This is a genomic window from Paracoccus salsus (assembly GCF_021556615.1).
Taxonomy (GTDB): Bacteria; Pseudomonadota; Alphaproteobacteria; order Rhodobacterales; family Rhodobacteraceae; genus Paracoccus; species Paracoccus salsus.
Genome location: NZ_JAKGGD010000005.1, coordinates 79544 through 103356 on the forward strand (window position 1 = coordinate 79544; position 23813 = coordinate 103356).

General features: G+C 65.6%; 23 protein-coding genes and 1 riboswitch. Of the genes, 13 read left to right on the top strand and 10 right to left on the bottom strand.

Annotated features, from left to right (window positions below):
* Positions 1-23 precede the first annotated feature (23 nt).
* The 9 genes from L1965_RS11165 to L1965_RS11205 all read right to left on the bottom strand — a co-directional run bounded on the left by L1965_RS11165 (position 24) and on the right by L1965_RS11205 (position 8664).
* The gene (locus tag L1965_RS11165) at positions 24-944 is read right to left on the bottom strand and encodes an NADPH-dependent FMN reductase family protein (RefSeq protein ID WP_235756523.1); all 921 of its coding nucleotides are present in this window, start codon (positions 942-944) and stop codon (positions 24-26) included.
* On the bottom strand, positions 944-1738 hold the full coding sequence (locus L1965_RS11170) for a HipA family kinase (protein WP_235756524.1): 795 nt from the start codon (positions 1736-1738) through the stop codon (positions 944-946). Before L1965_RS11170 ends, L1965_RS11165 begins: the two co-directional genes overlap by 1 nt.
* Before the next feature lie 71 nt (positions 1739-1809).
* Positions 1810-5148: a carbamoyl-phosphate synthase large subunit gene (gene carB, locus L1965_RS11175; RefSeq protein ID WP_235756525.1), complete on the bottom strand. Its 3339-nt coding sequence runs from the start codon at positions 5146-5148 to the stop codon at positions 1810-1812.
* Positions 5149-5466: 318 nt separating this feature from the next.
* Complete coding sequence (locus L1965_RS11180; protein ID WP_235756526.1) at positions 5467-6243, bottom strand: DUF1217 domain-containing protein; 777 nt, start codon at positions 6241-6243, stop codon at positions 5467-5469.
* A 7-nt stretch (positions 6244-6250) separates the two neighbouring features.
* Positions 6251-6655 (bottom strand): flagellar biosynthesis repressor FlbT, encoded by a 405-nt coding sequence (flbT, locus tag L1965_RS11185; protein WP_235756527.1) that lies wholly within the window; start codon positions 6653-6655, stop codon positions 6251-6253.
* Positions 6652-6999, bottom strand: a complete 348-nt coding sequence (flaF, locus tag L1965_RS11190; protein ID WP_235756528.1) for a flagellar biosynthesis regulator FlaF — start codon at positions 6997-6999, stop codon at positions 6652-6654. The genes flbT and flaF overlap by 4 nt, the downstream gene beginning before the upstream one ends.
* An 84-nt stretch (positions 7000-7083) precedes the next feature.
* A complete protein-coding gene (locus L1965_RS11195) occupies positions 7084-7926 on the bottom strand; it encodes a flagellin N-terminal helical domain-containing protein (RefSeq protein WP_235756529.1) in 843 nt (280 codons plus the stop codon).
* A 175-nt stretch (positions 7927-8101) separates the two neighbouring features.
* Positions 8102-8419 carry a hypothetical protein gene (locus L1965_RS11200; RefSeq protein WP_235756530.1) on the bottom strand — a complete coding sequence of 106 codons (318 nt, stop codon included), beginning with the start codon at positions 8417-8419 and terminating at the stop codon, positions 8102-8104.
* Positions 8416-8664: a hypothetical protein gene (locus tag L1965_RS11205; RefSeq protein WP_235756531.1), complete on the bottom strand. Its 249-nt coding sequence runs from the start codon at positions 8662-8664 to the stop codon at positions 8416-8418. Before L1965_RS11205 ends, L1965_RS11200 begins: the two co-directional genes overlap by 4 nt.
* A gap of 102 nt (positions 8665-8766) precedes the next feature.
* Here L1965_RS11205 and L1965_RS11210 point away from each other — a divergent pair, with 102 nt between their 5' ends.
* The gene (locus L1965_RS11210) at positions 8767-9924 is read left to right on the top strand and encodes a flagellar hook-length control protein FliK (protein WP_235756532.1); all 1158 of its coding nucleotides are present in this window, start codon (positions 8767-8769) and stop codon (positions 9922-9924) included.
* Between the two features lie 13 nt (positions 9925-9937).
* Entirely contained in the window at positions 9938-10606 is a 669-nt protein-coding gene (locus L1965_RS11215) for a flagellar hook capping FlgD N-terminal domain-containing protein (RefSeq protein WP_235756533.1), read from the top strand.
* Positions 10607-10632: 26 nt separating this feature from the next.
* On the opposite strand, the gene cbbR is transcribed toward L1965_RS11215, so the two are convergent.
* Positions 10633-11553: a LysR family regulator CbbR gene (cbbR, locus tag L1965_RS11220; protein WP_235756534.1), complete on the bottom strand. Its 921-nt coding sequence runs from the start codon at positions 11551-11553 to the stop codon at positions 10633-10635.
* A 101-nt stretch (positions 11554-11654) separates the two neighbouring features.
* Here cbbR and L1965_RS11225 point away from each other — a divergent pair, with 101 nt between their 5' ends.
* From L1965_RS11225 to gcvT, 11 genes are all read left to right on the top strand, one after another.
* Complete coding sequence (locus tag L1965_RS11225) at positions 11655-12650, top strand: class 1 fructose-bisphosphatase (protein ID WP_235756535.1); 996 nt, start codon at positions 11655-11657, stop codon at positions 12648-12650.
* Between the two features lie 9 nt (positions 12651-12659).
* A complete protein-coding gene (locus L1965_RS11230) occupies positions 12660-13532 on the top strand; it encodes a phosphoribulokinase (protein ID WP_235756536.1) in 873 nt (290 codons plus the stop codon).
* A 20-nt stretch (positions 13533-13552) separates the two neighbouring features.
* Positions 13553-15544, top strand: coding sequence for a transketolase (gene tkt / locus L1965_RS11235; RefSeq protein WP_235756707.1), 1992 nt, complete (start codon positions 13553-13555; stop codon positions 15542-15544).
* Positions 15544-16623, top strand: a complete 1080-nt coding sequence (gene fba / locus L1965_RS11240; protein ID WP_235756537.1) for a class II fructose-bisphosphate aldolase — start codon at positions 15544-15546, stop codon at positions 16621-16623. Before tkt ends, fba begins: the two co-directional genes overlap by 1 nt.
* Before the next feature lie 12 nt (positions 16624-16635).
* Complete coding sequence (locus L1965_RS11245; protein ID WP_235756538.1) at positions 16636-18102, top strand: form I ribulose bisphosphate carboxylase large subunit; 1467 nt, start codon at positions 16636-16638, stop codon at positions 18100-18102.
* A gap of 11 nt (positions 18103-18113) precedes the next feature.
* Positions 18114-18533, top strand: a complete 420-nt coding sequence (locus L1965_RS11250; RefSeq protein ID WP_235756539.1) for a ribulose bisphosphate carboxylase small subunit — start codon at positions 18114-18116, stop codon at positions 18531-18533.
* Between the two features lie 64 nt (positions 18534-18597).
* Entirely contained in the window at positions 18598-19551 is a 954-nt protein-coding gene (gene cbbX, locus L1965_RS11255; protein WP_235756540.1) for a CbbX protein, read from the top strand.
* Positions 19552-19569: 18 nt separating this feature from the next.
* Positions 19570-20259: a ribulose-phosphate 3-epimerase gene (gene rpe, locus L1965_RS11260; protein ID WP_235756541.1), complete on the top strand. Its 690-nt coding sequence runs from the start codon at positions 19570-19572 to the stop codon at positions 20257-20259.
* A 51-nt stretch (positions 20260-20310) separates the two neighbouring features.
* Positions 20311-21090, top strand: a complete 780-nt coding sequence (locus L1965_RS11265) for an SDR family oxidoreductase (protein WP_235756542.1) — start codon at positions 20311-20313, stop codon at positions 21088-21090.
* A gap of 160 nt (positions 21091-21250) precedes the next feature.
* On the top strand, positions 21251-22330 hold the full coding sequence (locus tag L1965_RS11270; protein ID WP_235756543.1) for an ABC transporter ATP-binding protein: 1080 nt from the start codon (positions 21251-21253) through the stop codon (positions 22328-22330).
* A gap of 121 nt (positions 22331-22451) precedes the next feature.
* Positions 22452-22541, top strand: a riboswitch (glycine riboswitch).
* A 103-nt stretch (positions 22542-22644) separates the two neighbouring features.
* Complete coding sequence (gene gcvT, locus L1965_RS11275) at positions 22645-23811, top strand: glycine cleavage system aminomethyltransferase GcvT (RefSeq protein ID WP_235756544.1); 1167 nt, start codon at positions 22645-22647, stop codon at positions 23809-23811.
* Positions 23812-23813: the final 2 nt, after the last annotated feature.

The following is a 23813-nucleotide window of genomic DNA, read 5'->3' on the forward strand; positions in this document are numbered from 1 at the left end:
GAACCTTGCGATTCCGGTTCTTGTTATGCTGCTTCCCGTTTCTCAATATGCTCAGAAATTGATCGCACTGATGTGAAAGATCTCAGGCGCATTTCAGCTTCATCGGCTTGAGCCTCAAGACTGCTAAGCACCGCCGAAAAATTCTGCCGCTTGCGGTCAGTAAGTTCTGGATGATCGTCATCAGGAAGCTTAATTATAAGCTCATGCGCGCGAACTTTTTTAGATTTGTCGCGTTCTCGGTCTACTTTTAGATCCCAAAGACGCTCCTTTATGTTCCCAGCTGAAGCAGAAACACCACCTGCGCCTAGAGTCGCAAAGTTGGCCACAAGTTTTTTACCAGAAAAATCGATAGTCACTTCAAAAGCCGAATTTCTGCGCCTCCTCACACGCCCATTACGTATATCCTCGGAGAAATAGGCTGACAACTCAAGATGCTTCTTACTGAGCGAATCAAAAACCATAATAGGCAAACTATCTACTCGTGACTTGGCATCCGAGAGAGAGTGAGCAGCACGCAGCAAAATGTCTGCGTCTTTCTTTGGAGCGATGTGGAAAGATGAGAGCGTGGCGAGCCAATCATGAGCAATACTTTCGACACTTTGACCAGCAGCTTCTCTGACGCGTCCGAGTTCGGCCCCTTCAAGCGCAAGCCGCGGCTCAAGAAGCGCCTCTATTCCCCGCTGCTTAATATCCTCTGCTAAACTATTAACTAGGTGATAGACGGCGCTACTGATAATCTCAGCCTCTGCCCCATAGAGACATCCTAACCTGCTCAGTTGGTTTCCGACCTGAACGTGATGGCTCCCAGGGCCCACGACAGCACATGCAACGACGAGCCTCTCATACGATCCGGGAATTGGAGAAAACACAAGCGGCGCCCATTTGGCGCGGACCTCATCCCGCCAGCGGGGAAAGCCATAGCTGTCTAGCACCACTTCGTTCATCATACCAACTTAGGCATACCGAGCGCTTCACAGGCAAGCCTCACCACGTGATTAGCACGCGCAGTAAGGAATCCTTGGATCGCATCGATGTCTCCTTTACCCATGAGCGTCTGCACCGAATGATCCGATAATTCTTGCTCTATGTCTAGCCCAGCTAGCGCCCGCTCGATTGCGCCCGCTTTTTTACGACAGTCTACTTTTTGCCTTGGAGTGAGTTTCGGCGATACCCAATCCGCTAGCTTACTTTGGTAGGCAAATTCTGCCTGTAACTTCCGGAAGTCCCCAAAAGGGCCATTAAATGCGTGGCCATGATCGATAAGCCAAATATTATCAGGGCCGCCGTAGAGAAAATTGCGAGGATGACGGTCTGTATTCGCAATCCAAGCATCGAAGGCATAAGTTTTTCCAAGGTCGGCCCATTCGAGAAAAATTCCAAATGCTTCTTTCTGGTCCGCGCTCGCCTCTATTCGTCTGTATAGGTTTGGAACCCCAAGGTCCTCACTAACGAATACTAGAGACGCTCCGGAATTCCCGAGCTTCGGGGCATCGGTTGTAAGTAGATTCGATTGATCCGCGATCGCTAAATATGCGTTCGGAATTTTCAGCTTTAGTCCTTTTGCGAAAAGCCAAGCGATTATCTCGTTAGCAAGCTGTAGGGGCGATAGATCCTTGATTACGCCGTGTGCTGTGCCCCCGTCACGACGGAGTACTAGGCCCCGATAGGTTCTATTCACGTTCGCATCGCGAAAAGGGGATGCGCCAGGTAAGACCGAGGCGAGAGGTATAGCAGTCATACAGACATCTTGAGTAAGATCAATATTTCTCAGCCTACAGTCACTGCGCGCGCTTTGTCGATAGGGGTGTTTTACGCCTGCAAGCTTCGCACCCCGACTTCCCCCTCCTCGCGTGACTTGATCGCCGCCACGGCGGCGATGCTGCCGGCGGCGGTGGTGAAGTAGGGGATCTTGTCGTAGAGGGCGACGGCGCGGATCTCGCGCGAGTCGGCGATGGCCTGGACGCCCTCGGTGGTGTTCAGGACCATGGCGATCTCGTCGTTCTTGAGGCGGTCGACGATGTTCGGGCGCCCCTCGTAGACCTTGTTCACGCGGGTCGTGTCGACGCCGTGCGCGGCGAGGAAATCGGCGGTGCCGGAGGTGGCGACGATGGAAAAGCCCATCGCCACCAGGTCGCGCGCCGCCTGGGCCATCGCGTCGGACTTGTCGGCGTCCTTGACCGACAGGAAGACGCGGCCCTCATGCGGCAGATGCGTGCCGGCGCCCATCTGCGCCTTGAGGAAGGCGCGCGGGAAGTTGCGGTCCCAGCCCATCACCTCGCCGGTCGAGCGCATTTCCGGGCCCAGCAGCGTATCGACGCCGGGGAAGCGGGCGAAGGGCAGCACCGCCTCTTTCACCGAAAACCAGGGCGTGATCGGGTCGGCCAGCGTCAGCGGATCGGCGAAGGGCAGGTCATCCTCGGGCCCCGCATCGGCGGGATAGGGGGCGCGTTCGGGGAAGTTCGACATCGGCTCGCCGGCCATCAGGCGGGCGGCGATGGAGGCGATGGCGCTGTCGGTGGCCTTGGCGACGAAGGGCACGGTGCGCGAGGCGCGGGGGTTGACCTCGAGCACGTAGATGTCGCCGTCCTTGATCGCGAACTGGACGTTCATCAGCCCGACGACGCGCAGGGCGCGGGCCATCGCGGCGGTCTGGCGTTTCAGTTCGTCGAGGGTGGCGGCGTCCAGCGTGTGGGGGGGCAGCGAGCAGGCGCTGTCGCCGGAATGGACGCCGGCTTCCTCGATATGTTCCATGATGCCGGCGACGTGGACGGCCTCGCCGTCGCTGAGGGCGTCCACATCGACCTCGATCGCGCCCGAGAGGTAGCTGTCGAGCAGGACGGGGTTCCTGCCCGAGACGGTCACGGCCTCGGTGATGTAGCGTTTCAGGTGGTCCATGTCGCGCACGATCTCCATCGCGCGGCCGCCCAGCACGTAGGAGGGGCGGATGACCAGCGGGAAGCCGATGCGTGTCGCGATCGCGATCGCCTCGGCGTCGCTGTGGGCGATGCCGTTGACCGGCTGGCGCAGGTTCAGGCGGTTCAGCAGGTCCTGGAAGCGTTCGCGGTCCTCGGCCAGGTCGATGGCGTCGGGCGTGGTGCCGAGGATCGGGATGCCCTCGGCCTCGAGCGCGTTGGCGAGTTTCAGGGGCGTCTGGCCGCCGAACTGGACGATGACGCCGTGCAGCGTGCCGTTCTGCTGCTCGACGCGCAGGATTTCGAGGACATGTTCGAGGGTGAGCGGTTCGAAATAGAGCCGGTCCGAGGTGTCGTAGTCGGTCGAGACGGTCTCGGGGTTGCAGTTGATCATGATGGTCTCGTAGCCGGCATCGGTCAGCGCGAAACAGGCGTGGCAGCAGCAATAGTCGAATTCGATCCCCTGGCCGATGCGGTTGGGGCCGCCGCCGAGGATCACGACCTTCTTCGCGCCGGTGGGGCGCGATTCGCATTCCACCTCGCCCATCGCCGGGGCCTCGTAGGTGGAATACATGTAGGGGGTCTGCGCCTCGAATTCGGCCGCGCAGGTGTCGATGCGCTTGAAGACCGGGCGGATATTGGCGGCGTTGCGGGCGCGGCGGATATCGGCTTCGTCGCGATCGGTCAGATGCCCGAGGCGGGCGTCGGTGAATCCCATCATCTTGATCGCGCGAAGATCCTCGGCGGCGGCGGGCAGGCCGTTTTCGCGGATCTGGTGTTCGGTCTCGACGATCTCGCGGATGCGCGACAGGAACCAGGGGTCGAAACGGGTGACGCGCTGGATCTCGGCGTCGCTGAGGCCGAAGCGCATCGCCTCGGCGATCACGCGAATGCGGTCGGGGGTGGCGCGGGACAGTGCCGCGATGACGGCGGGCTTGCCCTGCTCGGCCGCGCCTTCGATCGCGATCTCGTCCAGACCCGTCAGGCCGTTTTCCATCGACGCCAGCGCCTTTTGCAGCGATTCGTGGAAGCTGCGCCCGATCGCCATGACCTCGCCCACGGATTTCATCGCGGTGGTGAGTTCCGGCTTGGATCCGGGAAATTTCTCGAAGGCGAAGCGCGGGATCTTGGTGACGACATAATCGATCGAGGGTTCGAAGCTGGCCGGCGTGACCTTGGTGATGTCATTGTCCAGCTCGTCCAGCGTGTAGCCCACGGCCAGTTTCGCGGCGATCTTGGCGATCGGGAAGCCGGTCGCCTTCGACGCCAGCGCCGAAGACCGACTGACCCGCGGGTTCATCTCGATCACGACCATCCGACCATCATCGGGGTTGATCGCCCATTGCACGTTCGATCCGCCGGTTTCCACGCCGATCTCGCGCAGGACCGCGATCGAACCGTTGCGCATGATCTGGTATTCGCGGTCGGTCAGGGTCAGGGCGGGGGCGACGGTGATCGAGTCGCCGGTATGAACCCCCATCGGGTCGATGTTCTCGATGGCGCAGACGATGATGGCGTTGTCGTTGCGATCCCGCACGACCTCCATCTCGAACTCCTTCCAGCCCAGCAGGCTTTCGTCGATCAGGACCTGCGCGACGGGCGAGGCATCCAGCCCCGACCGGACGATCCGCTCATAGTCGTCGCGGTTATAGGCGACGCCGCCGCCGGTTCCTCCCAGCGTGTAGGCCGGGCGGATGATCGCGGGCAGGCCGATGTCCTCCAGCGCGTCGATCGCCTGTGTCACCCCAGCCGAGATGTCGAACTTGCCGCTGGTCAGTCTGGGCGCGGCGATGATCGTGGCGCGCGGGTTCTCCAGCCCGATACGGTCCATCGCCTCGCGGAAAAGCTTGCGATCCTCGGCCATCTCGATCGCGCTGCGCTGCGCGCCGATCAGTTCGACCCCATAGCGGTTCAGAACGCCCGCGTCGGCCAGAGCCAGAGCGGTGTTCAGCCCGGTCTGGCCGCCCATCGTCGGCAACAGCGCATCGGGGCGCTCCTTGGCGATGATCTTCTCGACGATTTCGGGGGTGATCGGCTCGATATAGGTGGCGTCTGCCATCTCGGGATCGGTCATGATCGTGGCCGGGTTCGAGTTGACCAGGATGACCCGGTAACCTTCCTCGCGCAGCGCCTTGCAGGCCTGGGCACCGGAATAGTCGAATTCGCAGGCCTGTCCGATGACGATCGGCCCCGCCCCGATGATCAGGATCGATTTGATATCGGTTCTTTTCGGCATCGAAGCCTCCGGGCTGTCTTGGATCGGCGCAAATCGTCCGGGGTTATAGCCAAGCCAAGTCCGGGTGCAAGGTCCGAAGGCGTGCAGGGCGCGCGAATAGGACATGCGAGCGTAGGCGGCTTTGCTGATCCTGCGACAGTTTGGGCGAGCCGGGTCGCCATATTCATCGTCATGATCGCTCATGCACGCGGGCCCGGTGTGAACCAGACAACTTCGGCGCGCGTTTCGCATGATGCCCGGCTGCATCTCGGGTCATGTGCCCAAAGCGGCATCCCTGCCGCCTTTCGCACCGGCCGAGCCGGAAGCCCGGCGCCCTGATCAGGAAGACAGCAGGGTCAGGGCCGCGCTGTACCGATTCTGCACGGGTGAATCCTGCAGTTGCGAGCGCGCCAGGAAATTCCGGACCAGTCGGTCGATTCCCTCATCAGTGGCGAGGTCCTTGAACGACGCGCTGCCCAGAAAGCGCTCGGATGCCTTGGTGAATTCCTCTGCCTGGCGGTCGATTGACAGCTTGCCATAGGAATCGCCGAAGCCGAAGGCATTCTCGAACACCTTGCGCAGTGGCGGGTTTCCAAGCACCTCGAACCACATCGTCCTGTCGGAGGAATCGCGACCGGCCAGGGCCTGCATTTCACGGCGCGCGTTCAGGGCGAGGCGCAGATTCTCGTCGCCCTCGCCGACGCGGCGTTCGAACTCTCGCTGCAGGAACGCCTCGGACACGCTGTCCGCCAGCCCCGTCCCGGGCGCGCCATTGGCATAACCGAACGCTTCGGCCAGCCGCAGATAGCGCTTGTCACTGAGACGATTGACCAGCGACCGGTCATCGCTGATGTCGGATTCCAGGATCTTGCGGATGAACGCCTTGTTGCCGATGTCGTCCTGCAATCCGAAGGCGCCCAACGCGACACTGAGAAGTCGGTAGTCCTTGACCAGGTCGCCCGCCGTGGGGGCGGACGAAATATTGTCACGGAAATAGGCGGTCGATCGCCTCAGTGCCGTGTCCTGGGACAAGACCTGCAACTGGCGTGCTTCGCTGTTCTTGAGGATGCGCCAGCCTGCCAGACCGCCGACCCCGAATGTGATTGCGGGCGTCATGGCATGCTCATTGGCGTCGCGCCGCGAACAGGCGGCTTTCGCGCGGAAGCAATTCGCGCAGGCTTCGCATCGCCTGATAGGCGTTGCCGTCGACGGCGTGGCGGGTTGCACAGGCCAGCAGGTTCCGGCTGTCGCGATCATCGAAAACCTGGCTGAGTTGTTCGATCGCAAGCAGAAGCTGTCGGCCGCCCTCCCTTGGGTCCGCGTCCCCGGACAGGATCAGCTGGGCGACGTAACAGGCCCGCGTGACCGGGGTCGTGGCGCTGTCAGGGTGGATTGCGTCCTTGAGGCGCAGCACGTTGACGTTGGGGGTCTTGATCGAGATCTTCGATCGCTTCTCACCATTCTCGATGACCGCGCCATTGATCAGGACGCGTTCGTTTGGTGCAAGCTTCAGGACGAGGCCGCTCATGCGTCACCCCCGCTGCGCAGACCCTTCATGATCGACATGTTGATCTCGATCAGGACATCCGTGGTGCCCTGTCCGGCAAGGACCGAATGGCCGTGTCGTAGCGCAAAGCCGGCCAGCGACAGAAGACCTGCCTTCATGTCTTCGGGCAGAGCGTTTCCCGGTTCGGCCAGATCGGCCGCCAGCAAGGTCCAGAGTTCGTTGTTCTTGTGGACCGCCATGATCGATTCGGCGCTGCCGCCCGCACGATCGGATTGCCGCAGCAGGCGGGTCACGCGCGAGATGACGTCATATTCGGCATCGCGCGCCGTCCGGACGGCGCTGGCGCCGTAACCGTTTTCAGACAAGGATGTTAACGCGTTCAATGTGTCAGTTCCCGGTGTGAGGTGGCGTGGGAAGGACGGGGCGCCCGAAGGCGCCCCGCAAGGTCATCAGCGGAACAGGGCCAGGATCGACGAAGGCGCCTGGTTGGCGATCGACAGCGACTGGATGCCCAGCTGCTGCTGCGTCTGCAGGGCCTGAAGGCGGGCCGAGGCCTCTTCCATGTCGGCGTCGACCAGCGAACCGATACCCACTTTCAGCGAGTCGGCCAGCTTGCCCACGAAGTTCGACTGATCGGCGATCCGCTTGCCCGAGGAACCCAGCGCAGCTGCCCCGTTCACCGCCAGTTCGATCAGCGCCTCGATATCGCCAACGGCGGTTTCGGCGGTTGCCCGGTCGGTGATCGCGGTCCGCGTGCCGCCGACGATGGTCGCCTCGAAATCGGCCGAGTTGACGACGATGCTGTTGACGGTGGTCGCTGCGGTCGCCACGACACGGTCAAGCGAGGCAAGAACCGTAAAGGTCGCGCCGCCGTCGATGCCGTTGGTGCTGAGCAGGTTGACACCGTTCATCTGGGTGCCGGAAACAATCGCGCCGATCTGTGTCATCTTCGCGGCGATGTCGGTCTCGACCTTGTCGTAGTCGAAGCCGTCGGTGCCGGCGTTCAACGCCAGGTTCTTCATCTCCTTCAGAAGTTCGGTCACCTGCTCGGCCCCGGCGCGTCCCGTTGCCACGGTCGCCTCTGCGACGTTCAGACCGCTCTGGATGGTCTTGAACGCGGCCTGGTCGGTTTCCATGACCTTCGAGATCGCCCAGATCGCCGAGTTGTCCTGCGCGTTGCCGATCGCCTTGCCGGTCGAGATCTCGGACTGCGCCTTGTTCAGGCCGGCATTGATCGATTTCAGGGTCTGCAGCGCGACAATGGCGCCATTGTTGGTCAGAATGCTGGACATGTTGTCCTCCATGAGTGGGGGCGCTTTGCGCCCGCGTTTGAGAAAATCGGCCTTCTGACCCTTCGGGCTGATCTGCCCCGCACGCTTCTTCGTGCCTCCACCTTTCTATCGGCTGGCTATTTACAAATAGTGAAACCCGACCCTGCGCTCAAACACGCTTCATCGCGCATTTTACTCAAAACCTTTGTGGCGCCGGTGCCGAGGTCGCCGACACGCGCCGCCGACCTTCGTTGTCATATGTCTGCAGGGTGCGTGCGGCCTGGATGATCGCCTGAACATCGTCGGCGGCCTGCTTGGCCCCGCGCAGGGACGCCTCGGCCAGGACATGCAGTTCGGCCAGTGCGGCATCGATTCGCGGCCGGTCCTGCGACGCGATCCCGATCCGCCGGGCGTATTCGGCGAAATCCTCGATCCGCGCCAGCGCCTTTTGAGGGTCGCCGGCGATCACGGCGGATCTGACCGCCGCCAGCCGGTCCGTCAGCGGCCGGCTCATCCCGCAGCCCCCGGCAGCAGCGAATCGAATCCCAGATCCAGCTTGCGCGACAGGATCGCGGCGTGCTGCTGGTTCAGGAAGCTTGCGAACTGGTCTTCGCCGATGCCGCCCGAAAATCCGCCCTCGGCCGCGCGCGGACCGCAATATTTCAGCATCTCTTCCAGAAAGGCCTGTTCCAGCCGATCGGCCGGGCTTTGCGGCGCCGCGACAGGCGTGCTTGATAGTGAAACCTGGTGAATCTGCATCCGTTTTCTCCGAATCCTTCCGAATTCCGGAAATTAGCGTGCAGCGGTAAATAATCGGTAAGGATTGGCATTTATATATCGGGGAAATCGATAGGCATGAGCATGAACAGTCATTCGTTTATCAAGGCCCTCCCCGATCGCGCGCCCGATTCGGCGCAGGCCCGGTCCGGCACCGGAACGGCGCAATCCGAACCGCGCCGGGGCGAGGATTTCGACAAGGCGGTGACCGCACGCGACCGTGAGGCCGCGCCCCGGCCAGAGCCCGGGGCGGCCCCGGCCGCCGAGGAGCAAGCGACCGACAGCGCAGACGGCGCCGATGTGGTGGCCGACCCGCCGGGTGACGCGGAGGACGCAGTCGCGGCCGCCGTCGCGCCCGTGCCCGATCCCGACGCGACGGTCGATCGCTTGACGGCCATGCTGGAATCATGGTCCGGGGTCAGCGCGGCCGTGGCCGAGGACACTGGCGGCGAAGAGGCCGAGATGGTGCTTGCGGCGCCGCGATCCGGCCCGGGAAACATCAAGGCGGCAGGAGCCGCGCCGATGGCAGAGATGGACCCCGAGGCGACGATGGTCGGTCGGGCCAGGTCCGATGGCGACGCCGAAACGCCGGACAGCGTGCGCGCGACGCGGATGGCCGCCGACGGCGCCGTCGAGGCCGGCACGCCGGCACGGACCGATGCGCCTGCGAATCGTCCTGCCGTACCGACCGCCGTCGCGAGCGGCGAGGCCGCGGCCGGGATGCCGTCCGACTCGGCCGGCAGCGACGCCCTGCTGACCGCGACGGCGACCGGTGCCCGGGCCGAAACCGCCCGCATCGCCTTTGCCCAGCATGAGTGGCGCCCTGTCCAGACCCCACCGCAGACGGTGATTCGCCAGATCGCGGACGCGGTGGTCACCACCAGCGACAACCGAATCGAGATTGCGCTGTCGCCCGAGGAGCTGGGCCGGGTCCGCTTGGTGGTCACCGGCGCCGACCGGGCAGCGCATGTGACGGTGTGGATCGAACGCCCCGAAGTCATGGACCTGGTGCGCCGCAACGCCGGGCTGCTGTTGCAGCATCTGGGCGACGCCGGGCTGGACGGCGCTGCGCTGGAATTCAGGCAGGAGGAAGGTCGGTCGCAGGATCGACAGTCGCCGCTGGATCAACCCGGTGGCGACCCGGAGGCCTTGCGGGACGCGGCATGGCCGATTGCCCGGCACGCCGTCCACCTGGCCGCGACCGGGCTTTCGGGTGATCGAAGACTGGATATCAGATTGTGAAAGGGAAAGACTCATGATTTCGGCTATTGGCGGCACGGCCGCGAGCAGCGCGGCGGGGCCCGCCGCGACCGGTTCCACGACCACGGCGACGGGCGCCGATTTCGACACGTTCCTGAAGATGCTGACCGCGCAGCTGAAGAACCAGGACCCGCTGAACCCGATGGAGGGGACCGAGTTCGCCGTCCAGCTGGCGACATTTTCCGGGGTCGAGCAGCAGGCCCAGACCAACAAGCTGCTGAACCAGCTGGTGACGCAGATGGGCGGCGGCAGCCTGGGCCAGATCGCCGACTGGATCGGCAAGGAAGCCCGGACGACCGAGCCGGTCTGGTTCGGCAACAAGGCCTTGACGCTGGATGTCGCTCCGGATCCCGCGGCCGATGCGGTGACGCTGGTCACGCTGAACGCAACCGGACGCGAGGTGGCGCGCGAGGAAATCGGTCCCGGCGCCGGCCAGATCGACTGGTTCGGCCGCGACGCGATGGGCGACAAGCTGCCTGACGGGCGCTATTCCTTCATCATCGAAAGCGCGCGCAAGGGCGAGGTGATCGCCGAAACCAATGTCGGCGCCTATGCACGCATCGTCGAGGCCGAGATCGACGGGGCCGATGGCGCGAGCCTGATCTTCGAGGGCGGCAGCTCGGCCGCGGCGGTATCGATCGACGCGCTGCGCGATCCGGCCTGACATCGGCCGCAGAGGCGCGACGACCCTCAGAGGGCGGGCAGGAAGCTGCCCCGCAAGGCCTCGATCTCGTGGCGGACGCGGGCGGTCGCGGCGGTCATGTCGCGGTCGGCACGACGCAGCAGATACCAGCTGCGCTGGATCGGCAGTCCGATCGCCGACAGCGCGACCAGGCGGCCCGAGCGCAGTTCCTCGGTCACGGTGTGCTGCGAGATCAGCGCGATCCCCAGCCCGGCGATGACGGCCTGCTTGATGGTCTCGTTGGTGCCCATCTCGACCGCACGCCAGGGGATGCCCTCGCCGATCCGGTCCAGAAACCGCGTCATCAGGATGCGCGTGCCAGAACCCTCTTCGCGCGACAGGAAGGTCTGGGCCAGCAGGTCGCCGGGCGTCACCGGATCCTGCCGGGCCAGCGGATGATCGGGCGCGGCGATGATGATGTGGGGATGCGGGCCGATCGGATCGGCGATCACCGCGGGTTCGCGCGGCGGGCGGCCCATGATCGCCAGATCCAGCTCGTTGGCCGACAACGCCGCGATGATCGCGTCGCGGTTGCCGATCCGCAGCGTCACCGCGACATCGGGCAGAAGCCGCAGCAATTGCGCGACCATGCCGGGCGCGAAATACTTGCCGGTCGAAACCACGCCCAGGACAACGTTTCCGCTGTAGCCCTGTTGCAGGGCGGCGATCTCGCGCCCCGCGCGGGCCAGCGCGGTGCCGATCTGCGATTCCGCCTGCAGCAGGGCCAGACCTTCAGGGGTCGGGCGGAACGCACCGTGATCGCCGCGCTGCATCAGCGCACAGCCCGCCAGCCCCTCGAGCGCGCGCAGCTGGCTGTGCACTGCGGGCGGGGTCAGCCCGACTGCGGTCGCGGCGGCGGTCAGACTGCCGCAGTCGCACACGGCGCGCAGGCTGCGAAGCTGGCGAAGTGTCAGGGCATCGAGGCGCATCTTCAGAAATTTCTAATTCGATTTCTATCTTATTAAATTTTACATAATCACCTCTCCTGTCAAGGTCGCTGCATGCCGCATTGACGCCAAGGGAGGGGCGGATGACCGCGCCAAGCATCGACACCACGCATATTCCCGCGGCGCTGCGTCCGCTGATGCTGGCGATGGCGCGCGGCGGTGCGGCGCTGGCGGCGGTGATCCGCCGTGGCGACGCCTCGATGGCGGCCGAGGTCGGCACCAACAGCGACGGAGACGGGCAGAAGCGGCTGGACCTGCATGCCGACGCGCTGTTTCGCGACGCGCTGAAGGACGCCGGGCTGCGCTGGTACGCCAGCGAGGAACTGCAGGACCCGGTCGCGATGCAGCCCGACGGCGCCTGGGCGCTGGCGATCGATCCGCTGGACGGGTCCTCGAATATCGACACCAATGTCTCGATCGGGACGATCTTCGCGATCTACCCCGCCAGAGACGAGGCCGAGGCCAGCTTTCTGCGTCCGGCGCGCGACATGATCGGTGGCGGCTTCATCATCTATGGGCCGCGCTGCTGCATGATGGTCAGCTTTGGCGCGGGCACGCAGTTCTACACGCTGAACCCGGACACCGGATGTTTCGACCTCACGGCTGCGCGGGTGACAATCCCGGACAACGCGTCCGAGTTCGCCATCAACGCCTCGAATTATCGCCACTGGCCGCGTCCGGTGCGGGCCTATATCGACGATTGCGTGGCCGGCAGCGACGGCCCGCGCGCGCGCAATTTCAACATGCGCTGGATCGCCAGCCTGGTGGCCGAGACGCATCGAATCCTGATGCGCGGCGGCATCTTCCTGTACCCGGCCGATGCGCGCCCCGGATACGAACAGGGCCGGCTGCGGCTGCTTTACGAATGTGCGCCGATCGCCCTGGTCATCGAACAGGCCGGCGGCCGGGCCACCGACGGCGCGCTGCCGATCCTGGACCGCCAGGTCACAAGCCTGCATGGCCGCACGCCCCTTGTCTTCGGCAGCGCCGGAAAGGTCGACCGCGTCGCCGCCTACCACGACCTGCCCGAGGCCGAGGTCTCGGCGCTGTTCGGCATTCGCGGCCTGTTCCGCGCCTGAGGACATTCCATGAGCAAGAAACACCCCATCATCTCGGTCACCGGCAGCTCGGGCGCGGGCACGACAACGGTCAAGGCCACGTTCGACCAGATCTTCCGCCGCGAGGGCATCACGGCGGTCAGCATCGAAGGCGACGCCTTTCACCGCTTCGACCGCGCCGCGATGAAGGCCGAGCTGGCGAAACGGCTGGAGGCCGGCGACGCGACCTTCAGCCATTTCAGCTATGACGCGAACGAGCTTGAAAAGCTGGAGGACATCTTTCGCGCCTATGGCGACACCGGCACCGGCGAGACGCGCCACTATGTCCATGACGACAAGGAAGCCGTAGCCTATGGCGCCGCGCCGGGCACGTTCACCGACTGGGCGCCATTCGAGGATGGCAGCGACCTGCTGTTCTACGAGGGGCTGCACGGCGCGGTGGTCAACGATCAGGTGAACCTGGCCGAACTCGCGGACCTGAAGATCGGCGTCGTTCCGGTCGTCAATCTGGAATGGATCCAGAAGATCCACCGCGACAAGGTCAGCCGGGGCTACACGACCGAGGCGGTCACCGACGTGATCCTGCGCCGGATGCACGCCTATGTGCACTGCATCTGCCCGCAATTCACCCAGACCGACATCAACTTCCAGCGCGTGCCGGTGGTCGATACCTCGAACCCGTTCATCGCGCGCTGGATCCCGACGCTGGACGAAAGCCTGGTCGTGATCCGGTTCCGCAATCCCCGTGGCATCGATTTTCCCTATCTCACGCAGATGATCGACGGGTCCTGGATGACCCGGGCCAACTCCATCGTCATCCCGGGTCCCAAGATGGACCTGGCCATGCAGCTGATCCTGACCCCGATGATCCTGCGCCTCGTCAATGAAGCCCGTCGCGCCTGAGGAGACGCAAGATGAACCAGATGACCCGAATCGACGCCGCGCTGGAAGCCCGGATGGCCAATGCGATCCGCGCGCTGGCGATGGATGCCGTCGAGGCCGCGCAGTCCGGCCATCCCGGCGCGCCGATGGGCATGGCCGACGTGGCGACGGTGCTGTTCAACCGATTCATCCGCGTCGATCCGGCCGATGCCGCGTGGCCCGACCGCGACCGCTTCGTGATGTCGGCGGGCCACGGGTCGATGCTGGTCTACGCGATCCATCACCTGCTGGGCCATGACGACATGGGCATGGACCAGATCCGCGCCTTCCGGCAGCTGGGATCGCGCACCGCGGGACACCCGGAATACGGCCATGCCAAGGGCATCGAGGTGACGACCGGACCGCTGGGCCAGGGCATCGCCACCGCCGTCGGCATGACGCTGGCCGAACGCATGGCCGAAGCGCGCTGGGGCGGCGATCTGGTCGATCACTGGACCTATGTGATCGCCGGCGATGGCTGCCTGATGGAGGGGATAAGCCACGAGGCGATCGACATGGCCGGCCATCTGCGGCTGGGGCGGCTGATCGTCATGTGGGACGACAACGGCATTACCATCGACGGCGGAACCGGGCTTTCGACCTCGACCGACCAGCCGGCGCGCTTTGCCGCCGCCGGGTGGCACGTGCAGGCGGTCGATGGACATGACCGCGAGGCGGTGGCGGCCGCGATCGAGGCCGCGCGGGCCGACAGCCGGCCCTCGATGATCGCCTGCCGGACGGTGATCGGCTTCGGCGCCCCGAACAAGCAGGGCAGCCATGATGTGCATGGCGCGCCGCTGGGTGCCGACGAGATCGCGGCCGCGCGCATCGCGCTGGACTGGCCGCACGAGGCCTTCACCCTGCCCGAGGATGTCCGCGCCGGCTGGGCCGCAATCGCCGCGCGGGGCGGCAGGGCGCGGGCGGCATGGCAGGCACGGCTCGAGGCGTCGGACAACCGCGCCGCGTTCCGGGCGGCGCAGGCCGCGCCCGACGCGGCGGCGCTGCGCGCCGCGATCGCGGAGTATTGCCACCGCCTTGTCGCGGACCGGCCGAAGCTGGCGACCCGCAAGGCCAGCGAGATGGCGCTGGAGGTGGTGAATGCGACGCTGCCCGACACGATCGGCGGCAGCGCCGACCTGACCGGCTCGAACAACACGCGCAGCAAGGGGATGCGGGTGATCGCGCCCGGCGATTACGCCGGCCGCTATGTCCATTACGGCGTCCGCGAACATGGCATGGCGGCGGCGATGAACGGCATCGCGCTGCATGGCGGATTCATCCCCTATGGCGGCACGTTTCTGGCCTTTGCCGATTATGCGCGCGGCGCGATCCGGCTGGGCGCGCTGATGGGGGTGCGCGTCGTCCATGTGATGACCCATGACAGCATCGGGCTGGGCGAGGACGGCCCGACCCACCAGCCGGTCGAGCACCTGGCCAGCCTTCGGGCCATCCCGAACCTGCGGGTCTTCCGCCCCGCCGACGCGGTCGAGACCGCCGAAGCGTGGGAGATCGCGCTGACCAGCGGCGCCACGCCCTCGGTCCTCGCGCTGTCGCGGCAGGCGCTGCCCGCCGTCCGGATCGAGGACGAGGACAACAACCGCAGCCGGCTTGGGGCCTATGTGCTGCGCGAAACGCCCTTCGATCGGGACGTGACGCTGATCGCCACCGGATCGGAAGTCCAGATCGCGCTGGCCGCCTCGGATCTGCTGAAGGCCGCCCGGATCAACGCCGCGGTGGTGTCGGCCCCCTGTTTCGAACTGTTCGCCGCGCAGGATGCGGATTACCGGCGCGGCGTGCTTGGGCACGCCCCGCGGATCGGCATCGAGGCGGCGATCCGGCAGGGATGGGACCTGGTCCTGCGGCCCGAGGACGGGTTTGTCGGCATGACCGGCTTTGGCGCCTCGGCCCCGGCGCCCGAACTTTACCGCCATTTCGGCATCACGCCCGAGGCCGCCGCTTCGCTGGCCCGGCATCTGATCGAGGGAGAAACCTGATGGCGCTGATCACGCTGAGACAGCTTCTGGACCACGCGGCCGAGCATGGCTACGGGGTGCCGGCGTTCAACATCAACAACATGGAACAGGGCCTTGCGATCCTGAAGGCCGCGGCCGAGGTCGATGCGCCGGTCATCCTGCAGGCGTCGCGCGGGGCGCGCCGCTATGCCGGCGACATCATGCTGCGCCGCATGGTCGAGGCGCTGGCCGAGATGAACCCGGGGATCCCGATCTGCCTGCATCAGGATCACGGCAACAATCTGGCAACCTGCATGTCCGCGATCCGCCACGGCTTTACCAGCGTCATGATGGACGGCTCGCTGCATGAGGACATGAAGACCCCGGCCGATTACGACTACAACGTCGCCGTCACCGCCCGGGTGGCCGAGGCCGCGCATGGCGTCGGCGCCTCGGTCGAGGGTGAGTTGGGCGTGCTGGGCAGCCTGGAAACCGGCGAGGCGGCGGCCGAGGACGGATCGGGCGCCGAGGGCAAGCTGGACCACAGCCAGTTGCTGACCGATCCCGATCAGGCGGTGGATTTCGTCCGCGCCACGCGCTGCGACGCGCTGGCCATCGCCTGCGGCACCAGCCACGGCGCCTACAAGTTCACCCGCAAGCCCGATGGCGACATCCTGGCCATGCATGTGATCGAGGCGATCCACCAGCGCCTGCCCGGCACGCATCTGGTCATGCACGGCTCGAGCAGCGTCCCGCAGCATCTGCAGGACCTGATCAACGCATCGGGCGGAGAGATGCCGCAGACCTGGGGCGTGCCGGTCGAGGAAATCGAACGCGGCATCCGCATGGGCGTGCGCAAGGTCAACATCGACACCGATTGCCGGATGGCGATGACCGGACAGTTCCGCCGCGTCGCCCGCGATACGCCGGCCGAGTTCGATCCGCGCAAGTTCATGATCCCCGCCATGACGGAACTGACCGCGCTGTGCCGCGACCGGTTCGAACGCTTCGGCACCGCGGGGCACGCCGGCACGATCAGGGTCATCGCGATTGACGAGATGGCCAAACGCTATGCGTCGGGGGCGCTTGACCCGGCCATCACCGGCGCAAGAGCCGCCTGAAGGGAGAAGGACATGAACCAGATGTCGAACCAGACCGTCACCGACGCCAAGAAGCGTTACTCGGCGGGCGTGATGAAATACGCCCAGATGGGCTATTGGGAACCCGATTACGAGCCCAAGGACACCGACGTGATCGCGCTGTTCCGGATCACCCCGCAGGACGGGGTGGACGCGGTCGAGGCGGCGGCGGCCGTCGCCGGCGAAAGCAGCACCGCGACCTGGACGGTGGTGTGGACCGACCGGCTGACGGCCTGCGAGAAATACCGCGCCAAGGCCTATCGCGTCGATCCGGTCCCGGGCAGCGAGGGCGAGTTCTTTGCCTATATCGCCTATGATCTGGACCTGTTCGAGGGCGGCTCGATCGCCAACCTGACGGCATCCATCATCGGCAATGTCTTCGGCTTCAAGCCGCTCAAGGCGCTGCGGCTGGAGGACATGCGCCTGCCCGTGGCCTATGTGAAGACCTTCCAGGGCCCGGCCACCGGCATCGTCGTCGAGCGTGAACGCCTGAACTGCTATGGTCGCCCGCTGCTGGGCGCCACCGTGAAACCCAAGCTGGGCCTGTCGGGCCGCAACTATGGCCGCGTCGTCTACGAGGCGCTGAAGGGCGGGCTCGATTTCACCAAGGATGACGAGAACATCAACAGCCAGCCCTTCATGCATTGGCGGGACCGGTTCCTCTACTGCATGGAGGCCGTGAACCGCGCCAGCGCCGCGACCGGAGAGGTCAAGGGCACCTATCTGAACATCACCGCCGGGACGATGGAAGAGATGTATGCCCGCGCCGAATTCGCCAAATCCCTGGGCTCGGTGATCGTGATGATCGACCTGGTGATCGGCTATACCGCGATCCAGTCGATGGCCAGATGGGCGCGCGACAACGACATGATCCTGCATCTGCACCGGGCCGGTCATTCGACCTATACCCGCCAGCGCAGCCACGGCGTCAGCTTCCGGGTCATCGCGAAATGGATGCGGCTGGCGGGCGTCGATCACCTGCATGCCGGCACGGTCGTGGGCAAGCTGGAGGGCGATCCGGCGACGACCAGGGGATACTACGACATCTTCCGCGAGGAACGGAATCCGATGGCGCTGGAGAACGGGATCTTCTTCGATCAGGAATGGGCCAGCCTGAACAAGATGATGCCGGTCGCCTCGGGCGGCATCCATGCCGGCCAGATGCACCAGCTGCTGCACTATCTGGGCGAGGATGTGGTGCTGCAGTTCGGCGGCGGCACGATCGGTCATCCGCACGGGATCGCGGCGGGGGCTCAGGCCAACCGCGTCGCGCTGGAGGCGATGGTGTTCGCCCGCAATGCCGGCCGCGACATCTGGAACGAGGGCGAGGACATCCTGCGCGACGCCGCCCGCACCTGCACGCCGCTGAAACAGGCGCTGGATGTGTGGAAGGACGTTTCGTTCAACTATGCCTCGACGGATGCGCCCGACTTTGCCCCCACCCCCGAAGTCTCGGCTTGAGGAGAACCGACATGAAACTGATGCAAGGCCAGTTCAGCTTTCTGCCCGACCTGAGCGACGACGACATCCGCGTTCAGGCGCAATACGCGATCGACAACGGCTGGGCCGTGTCGGTCGAATATACCGACGATCCCCATCCCCGGAACACCTACTGGGAGATGTGGGGCCATCCGATGTTCGACAACCCCGATGCCGCCGCCGTGGTCTATGAGGTCAACGCGTGCCGCAAGGAACATGGCAGCACGTATATCCGCGTCATCGCCTTCGATTCCTCGCCCGGCTGGGAATCGATCCGGATGAGCTTCATCGTCAACCGGCCGGAAGTCGAGCCCGGCTTCCGGGTCGTCCGCCAGGAAGGCGAGGGCCGGACCGTGCGCTACACGATCGAAAGCTATGCCATGCGCGAACCCGAAGGGTCGCGCTACGCCTGACCGGCCTCCGGGCGGCCATTCCCCGTGCCGCCCGGACCAACCTTGCAGCCAAACGAGGCATCCCATGACCGACGAGACCACGATCCAGGACGCGCGCCCGACCAGCGTCGATCTGGCCGCCGCCTTCGAGGAAAGCGGCGTGAGGGACGTGCTGCGCGAGCTGGACGAGACGCTGATCGGGCTGGAGCCGGTGAAATCCCGCATCCGCGAGACGGCGGCGCTGCTGCTGGTCGACAAGGCCCGCCGGCAGATGGGCCTGGCGACCGAAACGCCGACGCTGCACATGTCCTTCACCGGCAATCCCGGCACCGGCAAGACGACGGTGGCGCTGAAGATGGCCGATCTGCTGCATCGGCTGGGCTATGTCCGCAAGGGCCATCTGGTGACCGTCACGCGCGACGACCTGGTGGGCCAGTATATCGGCCACACCGCGCCCAAGACCAAGGAGGTGCTGAAGAAGGCGATGGGCGGAGTGCTGTTCATCGACGAGGCCTATTACCTCTACCGGCCCGAGAATGAACGCGATTACGGGCAGGAGGCCATCGAGATCCTGTTGCAGGTGATGGAAAACAACCGCGACGACCTGGTGGTGATCCTGGCGGGCTATGCCGACCGGATGGACCGTTTCTTCGCCTCCAACCCCGGCTTCCGGTCGCGGATCGCCCATCACATCGAGTTCCCCGACTACAGCGATCCCGAATTGCTGCACATCTCGGAAAGGATGCTGGCCCGACAGAACTATCGCTTCGACGAGGCCGCGCGGCAGGCGATGGCGCAGTATATCGCCGCACGCCGCGGCCAGTCGCATTTCGCCAATGCCCGCTCGATCCGGAACGCGCTGGACCGCGCCCGGCTGCGCCAGGCGAACCGGCTGTTCAACGAGGCGAGGGGGCCGGTCGATGCCGACACGCTGTCGACCATCACCGAGCCCGACCTGCGCGCCAGCCGGGTGTTTCGCGGCGGGCTTGATGCCGGGCTTGACGGGAACCGCACAACCGGGCAGCAGGCTGCCGAGTAAGCTCAGGGGACCCGCACCATGACATTCGACCGCAAGATCAAGATCGCGCCTTCGATCCTGTCCGCCGATTTCGCGAATTTCGGCGCCGAGATCCGCGCCATCGAGGGACAGGGCGCCGACTGGGTGCATGTCGATGTGATGGACGGGCATTTCGTGCCGAACCTGACCTTCGGCCCGCCCGCCGTGAAGGCGTTCCGTCCGCATGTCACGACCTTCATGGACGTGCATCTGATGATCGCGCCTGTCGATGCCTATATCGACGCCTATGCCGAGGCCGGGGCCGACATGATCACGGCGCATGTCGAGGCCGGGCCGCATCCGCATCGCACCTTGCAGGCGATCCGCGCCACCGGCAAGAAGGCCGGCATCGCGCTCAATCCGGGCACGCCGCTCGAAGCGGTCGATTACCTGCTGGATCTGTGCGACATGGTGCTGGTGATGACGGTGAATCCCGGCTTCGGCGGGCAGAAATTCATCCACAGCCAGATCGACAAGATCGCCCGCCTGCGCGGCATGATCGGCGACCGCCCCATCCATATCCAGGTCGATGGCGGGGTCGATCCCAAGACCGCGCCGATCGTCGCCAGGGCCGGGGCCGACGTGCTGGTTGCGGGCTCGGCGGTGTTCAAGGGCGGCACGGTCGATCAGCCGCAGGTCTATGGCGACAATATCCGCGCCATCCGCGAGGCGATCGAAGGCAAGGTTTGACAAACCCGGCCGCCGCGCGTTTCCTGCCGGGCAAACCGACAGGAGGGCGTGATGGATCTTGGTATCAGGGGCAGACGGGGGCTGGTCTGCGCGGCCTCGAAGGGCCTGGGACGCGGCTGTGCCGAGGCGCTGGCCCAGGCCGGCGTGGATCTGGTCATCAACAGCCGCACCGAATCCGAGATCACCCGCACGGCGCGCGAGATCGCCGACCGGCACGGCGTCAGCGTCACGCCGGTCGCCGCCGACATCACCACCCAGGAGGGCCGCGCCCGGGTGCTTGAGGCGGTCGGCCAGGCCGACATCCTGGTCACCAATGCCGGCGGCCCGCCCCCCGGAAACTGGACCGACTGGAACCGCGACGATTTCATCAGGGCCATCGACGCGAACATGCTGAGCTCGGTGGCGCTGATGCAGGCGCTGGTGCCCGGGATGATGGATCGCGGCTGGGGCCGGGTCGTCAACATAACCTCGCAATCGGTCCGCTCGCCGATCGCGGTCCTGGGGCTGTCCAATACCGCGCGGACCGGGCTGACGGGCTTCGTGGCGGGCATGTCGCGGCAGGTCGCGGGACGCGGCGTCTGCGTGAACAACATCCTGCCGGGCATCCACGCCACCGACCGCGCCGACAGCCTCGACAAGGGCGTCGCAGAGCAACAGGGGATCAGCATGGACGACGCCCGCCGGCAGCGGCAGGCGGGCATCCCGACCGGCACCTATGGCCAGCCCGAGGATTTCGGCGCCACCTGCGCCTTCCTGTGCAGCCAGCATGCGAAATTCATCGTCGGCCAGAACATCCTGCTGGACGGGGGCGCGCTGAACGTCACGATCTGATGCCGTCGCAGCGATGCAGCCGCCGGCAGGGGCCGATCGCTCCGGCCATGCCGGTGCCGGGCCTGGCGCTGCCGGATCGCGGCCTGGTCCGGGGCGGTTGCGGGTGCTGCATCCCGCTGCTAGGGCAAGGCAAAACCCAAGTGAAAGAATCGGACAGGACGTGACCACTCCGCCCCGACTCGAGGTCCAGGACCTGACACGCGCCTTTGACGGGCTGAAGGTCGTGGATCAGGTCTCGTTCAGCGTCAGCGCCGGGCAGGTCGCCTGCCTTCTGGGGCCGTCTGGCTGCGGCAAGTCCACCACCCTGCGGATCGTTGCCGGGGTGGACATGCAGGACAGCGGCAAGATCTTCGTCGATGGAAATCTGGTTTGCGACACCGTCTTCCGGGTGCCGCCCGAACGTCGTGCGGTCGGGCTGATGTTCCAGGATTTCGCGCTGTTTCCGCATCTGCCGGTCAGCGAGAATGTCGCCTTCGGCTTGCCGGGCAGGTATTCCGCCAACCGCGCCCGCGTCGCGGAATTGCTGGAACGGGTGCATATGTCGGGCCATATCGACAGCTATCCCCATGAACTGTCGGGTGGCGAGCAGCAGCGCGTGGCGCTGGCCCGCGCGCTGGCGCCGCGCCCGCGCGTGCTGCTGATGGACGAGCCGTTCAGCGGACTTGACGAGCGCCTGCGCGACGGGATCCGCGACGAGACGCTGTCTCTGCTGAAGGAAGAAGGCACCGCAGTCCTGCTGGTGACCCACGAACCCCACGAGGCGATGCGGATGGCCGACCAGATCCTGCTGATGCGCCTCGGCCGGATCGTGCAACAGGGCGCGCCCTATAATCTCTACAATGCGCCAGTGGACCGGCAGGCTGCCGCTTTCTTCAGCGATGTCAATGTCCTGGAGGGTCGGGTCAAGGGCGCGCTGACCGCCACCCCATTCGGCGACTTCCTGACCCCCGGCGTGCCCGATGGCAGCGAGGTCGAGATCGTGATCCGGCCTCAGCATCTGAAGATCGATTTCGATCGCGCCGGCCAAGGCCCTGCACCGACGCGGGAAAACGGCGCGGCGGCGTTGGCCCGCGTGGTTCGCGCCCGCTACCTGGGCCGCGAATCGCTGGTCGAGTTCACGACCGACGAGGGCGGCATCGCGCTGAACGCCACTGTGCCGGGCGTGTTCCTGCCTCCGGCCGGCACGCCGATGTGGCTGATGCTGCGACGCGACCGGGTGTTCGTCTTTCCCAGACGCTGAGGCCCGGTCCGCACCCCAACCCCGCAGGGCCTCGGCCCGGCCCATCCGCCGAAAGCGACCGGTTTCGACCCCGATACGACAAAGGGCTTGCCTTGCACGCGACCTGGGGCTAGCTGTCAGCGTCAGGAATTCGGGAGAATCCGGCTTCGTGCCGGTGCCGAAGGAGCAGCCGCCCCGGCGAACTCTCAGGCAAAAGGACCGTTTCCGACATAGGCTCTGGAGAGTGGCCGCGACCCGGCCCGCCGAAGGGATAACGATCTCAGGCGCCCGTGCGGGCAGGGACAGAGGGGGCATCGAAACGCGGCTGAGCCCGCATGATCGATGCCGGCCTGCCCGGCGAGACGAGAGGAGGCCAGATGGCCGAGGAACTGCGCCGGACCGGGCTTTACGATCTTCATGTCGAACAGGGCGCGCGAATGGTGCCCTTTGCCGGCTGGGACATGCCGGTCCAGTACCCGGCGGGCGTCATGGCCGAGCACCTGCACACGCGCGCGCAGGCCGGGTTGTTCGATGTCAGCCACATGGGACAGGTGCTGGTCGTGCCGTCCGACGGTGTGCTGTCCAGCGCGGCGCTGGCGCTGGAAAGCCTGATCCCCGCCGACCTGCTGGGACTGGCCCCGGGCCGGCAGCGCTACGGGCTGTTCACCGACCCCAAGGGCGGGATTCTGGACGATCTGATGTTCGCCAATCGTGGCGACCATTTCCTGCTGGTCGTCAACGCCGCCTGTGCCGATCAGGATATCGCGCATCTGCGATCGCTGGAGGGCGTCGAGGTTTTGCCGGTCACCGATCGGGGGCTTGTCGCGTTGCAGGGCCCAGAGGCCGCGCCCGTACTGGCCGCGCTGATCCCCGAGGCGGCGGACATGCGCTTCATGGACAGCCGCAGTCTTGACTGGCGCGGACAAAAGATGTGGATCTCGCGGTCGGGCTATACCGGCGAGGACGGGTTCGAGATTTCCGTCCCCGAGGCGGTTCTGGTCGATTTCGCGACGGCTCTGCTGGCCGATGACAGGGTCGCGCCGATCGGGCTTGGCGCGCGCGACAGCCTGCGGCTGGAGGCGGGAATGCCGCTTTACGGTCACGACATGGACCGTGGCGTGACACCGGCCGCCGCCGCGCTTGGCTGGTCGATCCCCAGGCTGCGCCGCCACGGGGGCGCCCGCGCCGGAGGCTTTCCGGGCGCGCAGACGATCCTCGACGAACTGGCCGGGGGTGCGTCGGCCACCCGCCGGGGCCTGCGGCCCGAGGGGCGGGCGCCGATCCGCGAGGGCGTGCCGATCTTTCCGTCCGCCGATGCCGCCGAGCCAATCGGCCGCATCACCTCGGGCGGGTTCGGACCCTCGGTCGGTGGACCGGTCGCGATGGCCCGCATTCCCGCCGGCATCCCGGACGGCGACACGGTTTTCGCCGAGTTGCGCGGCAAACGCCTGCCCGTGACGGTCGCCCCCCTGCCCTTCATCACGCCGTCCTACAAACGCTGAGG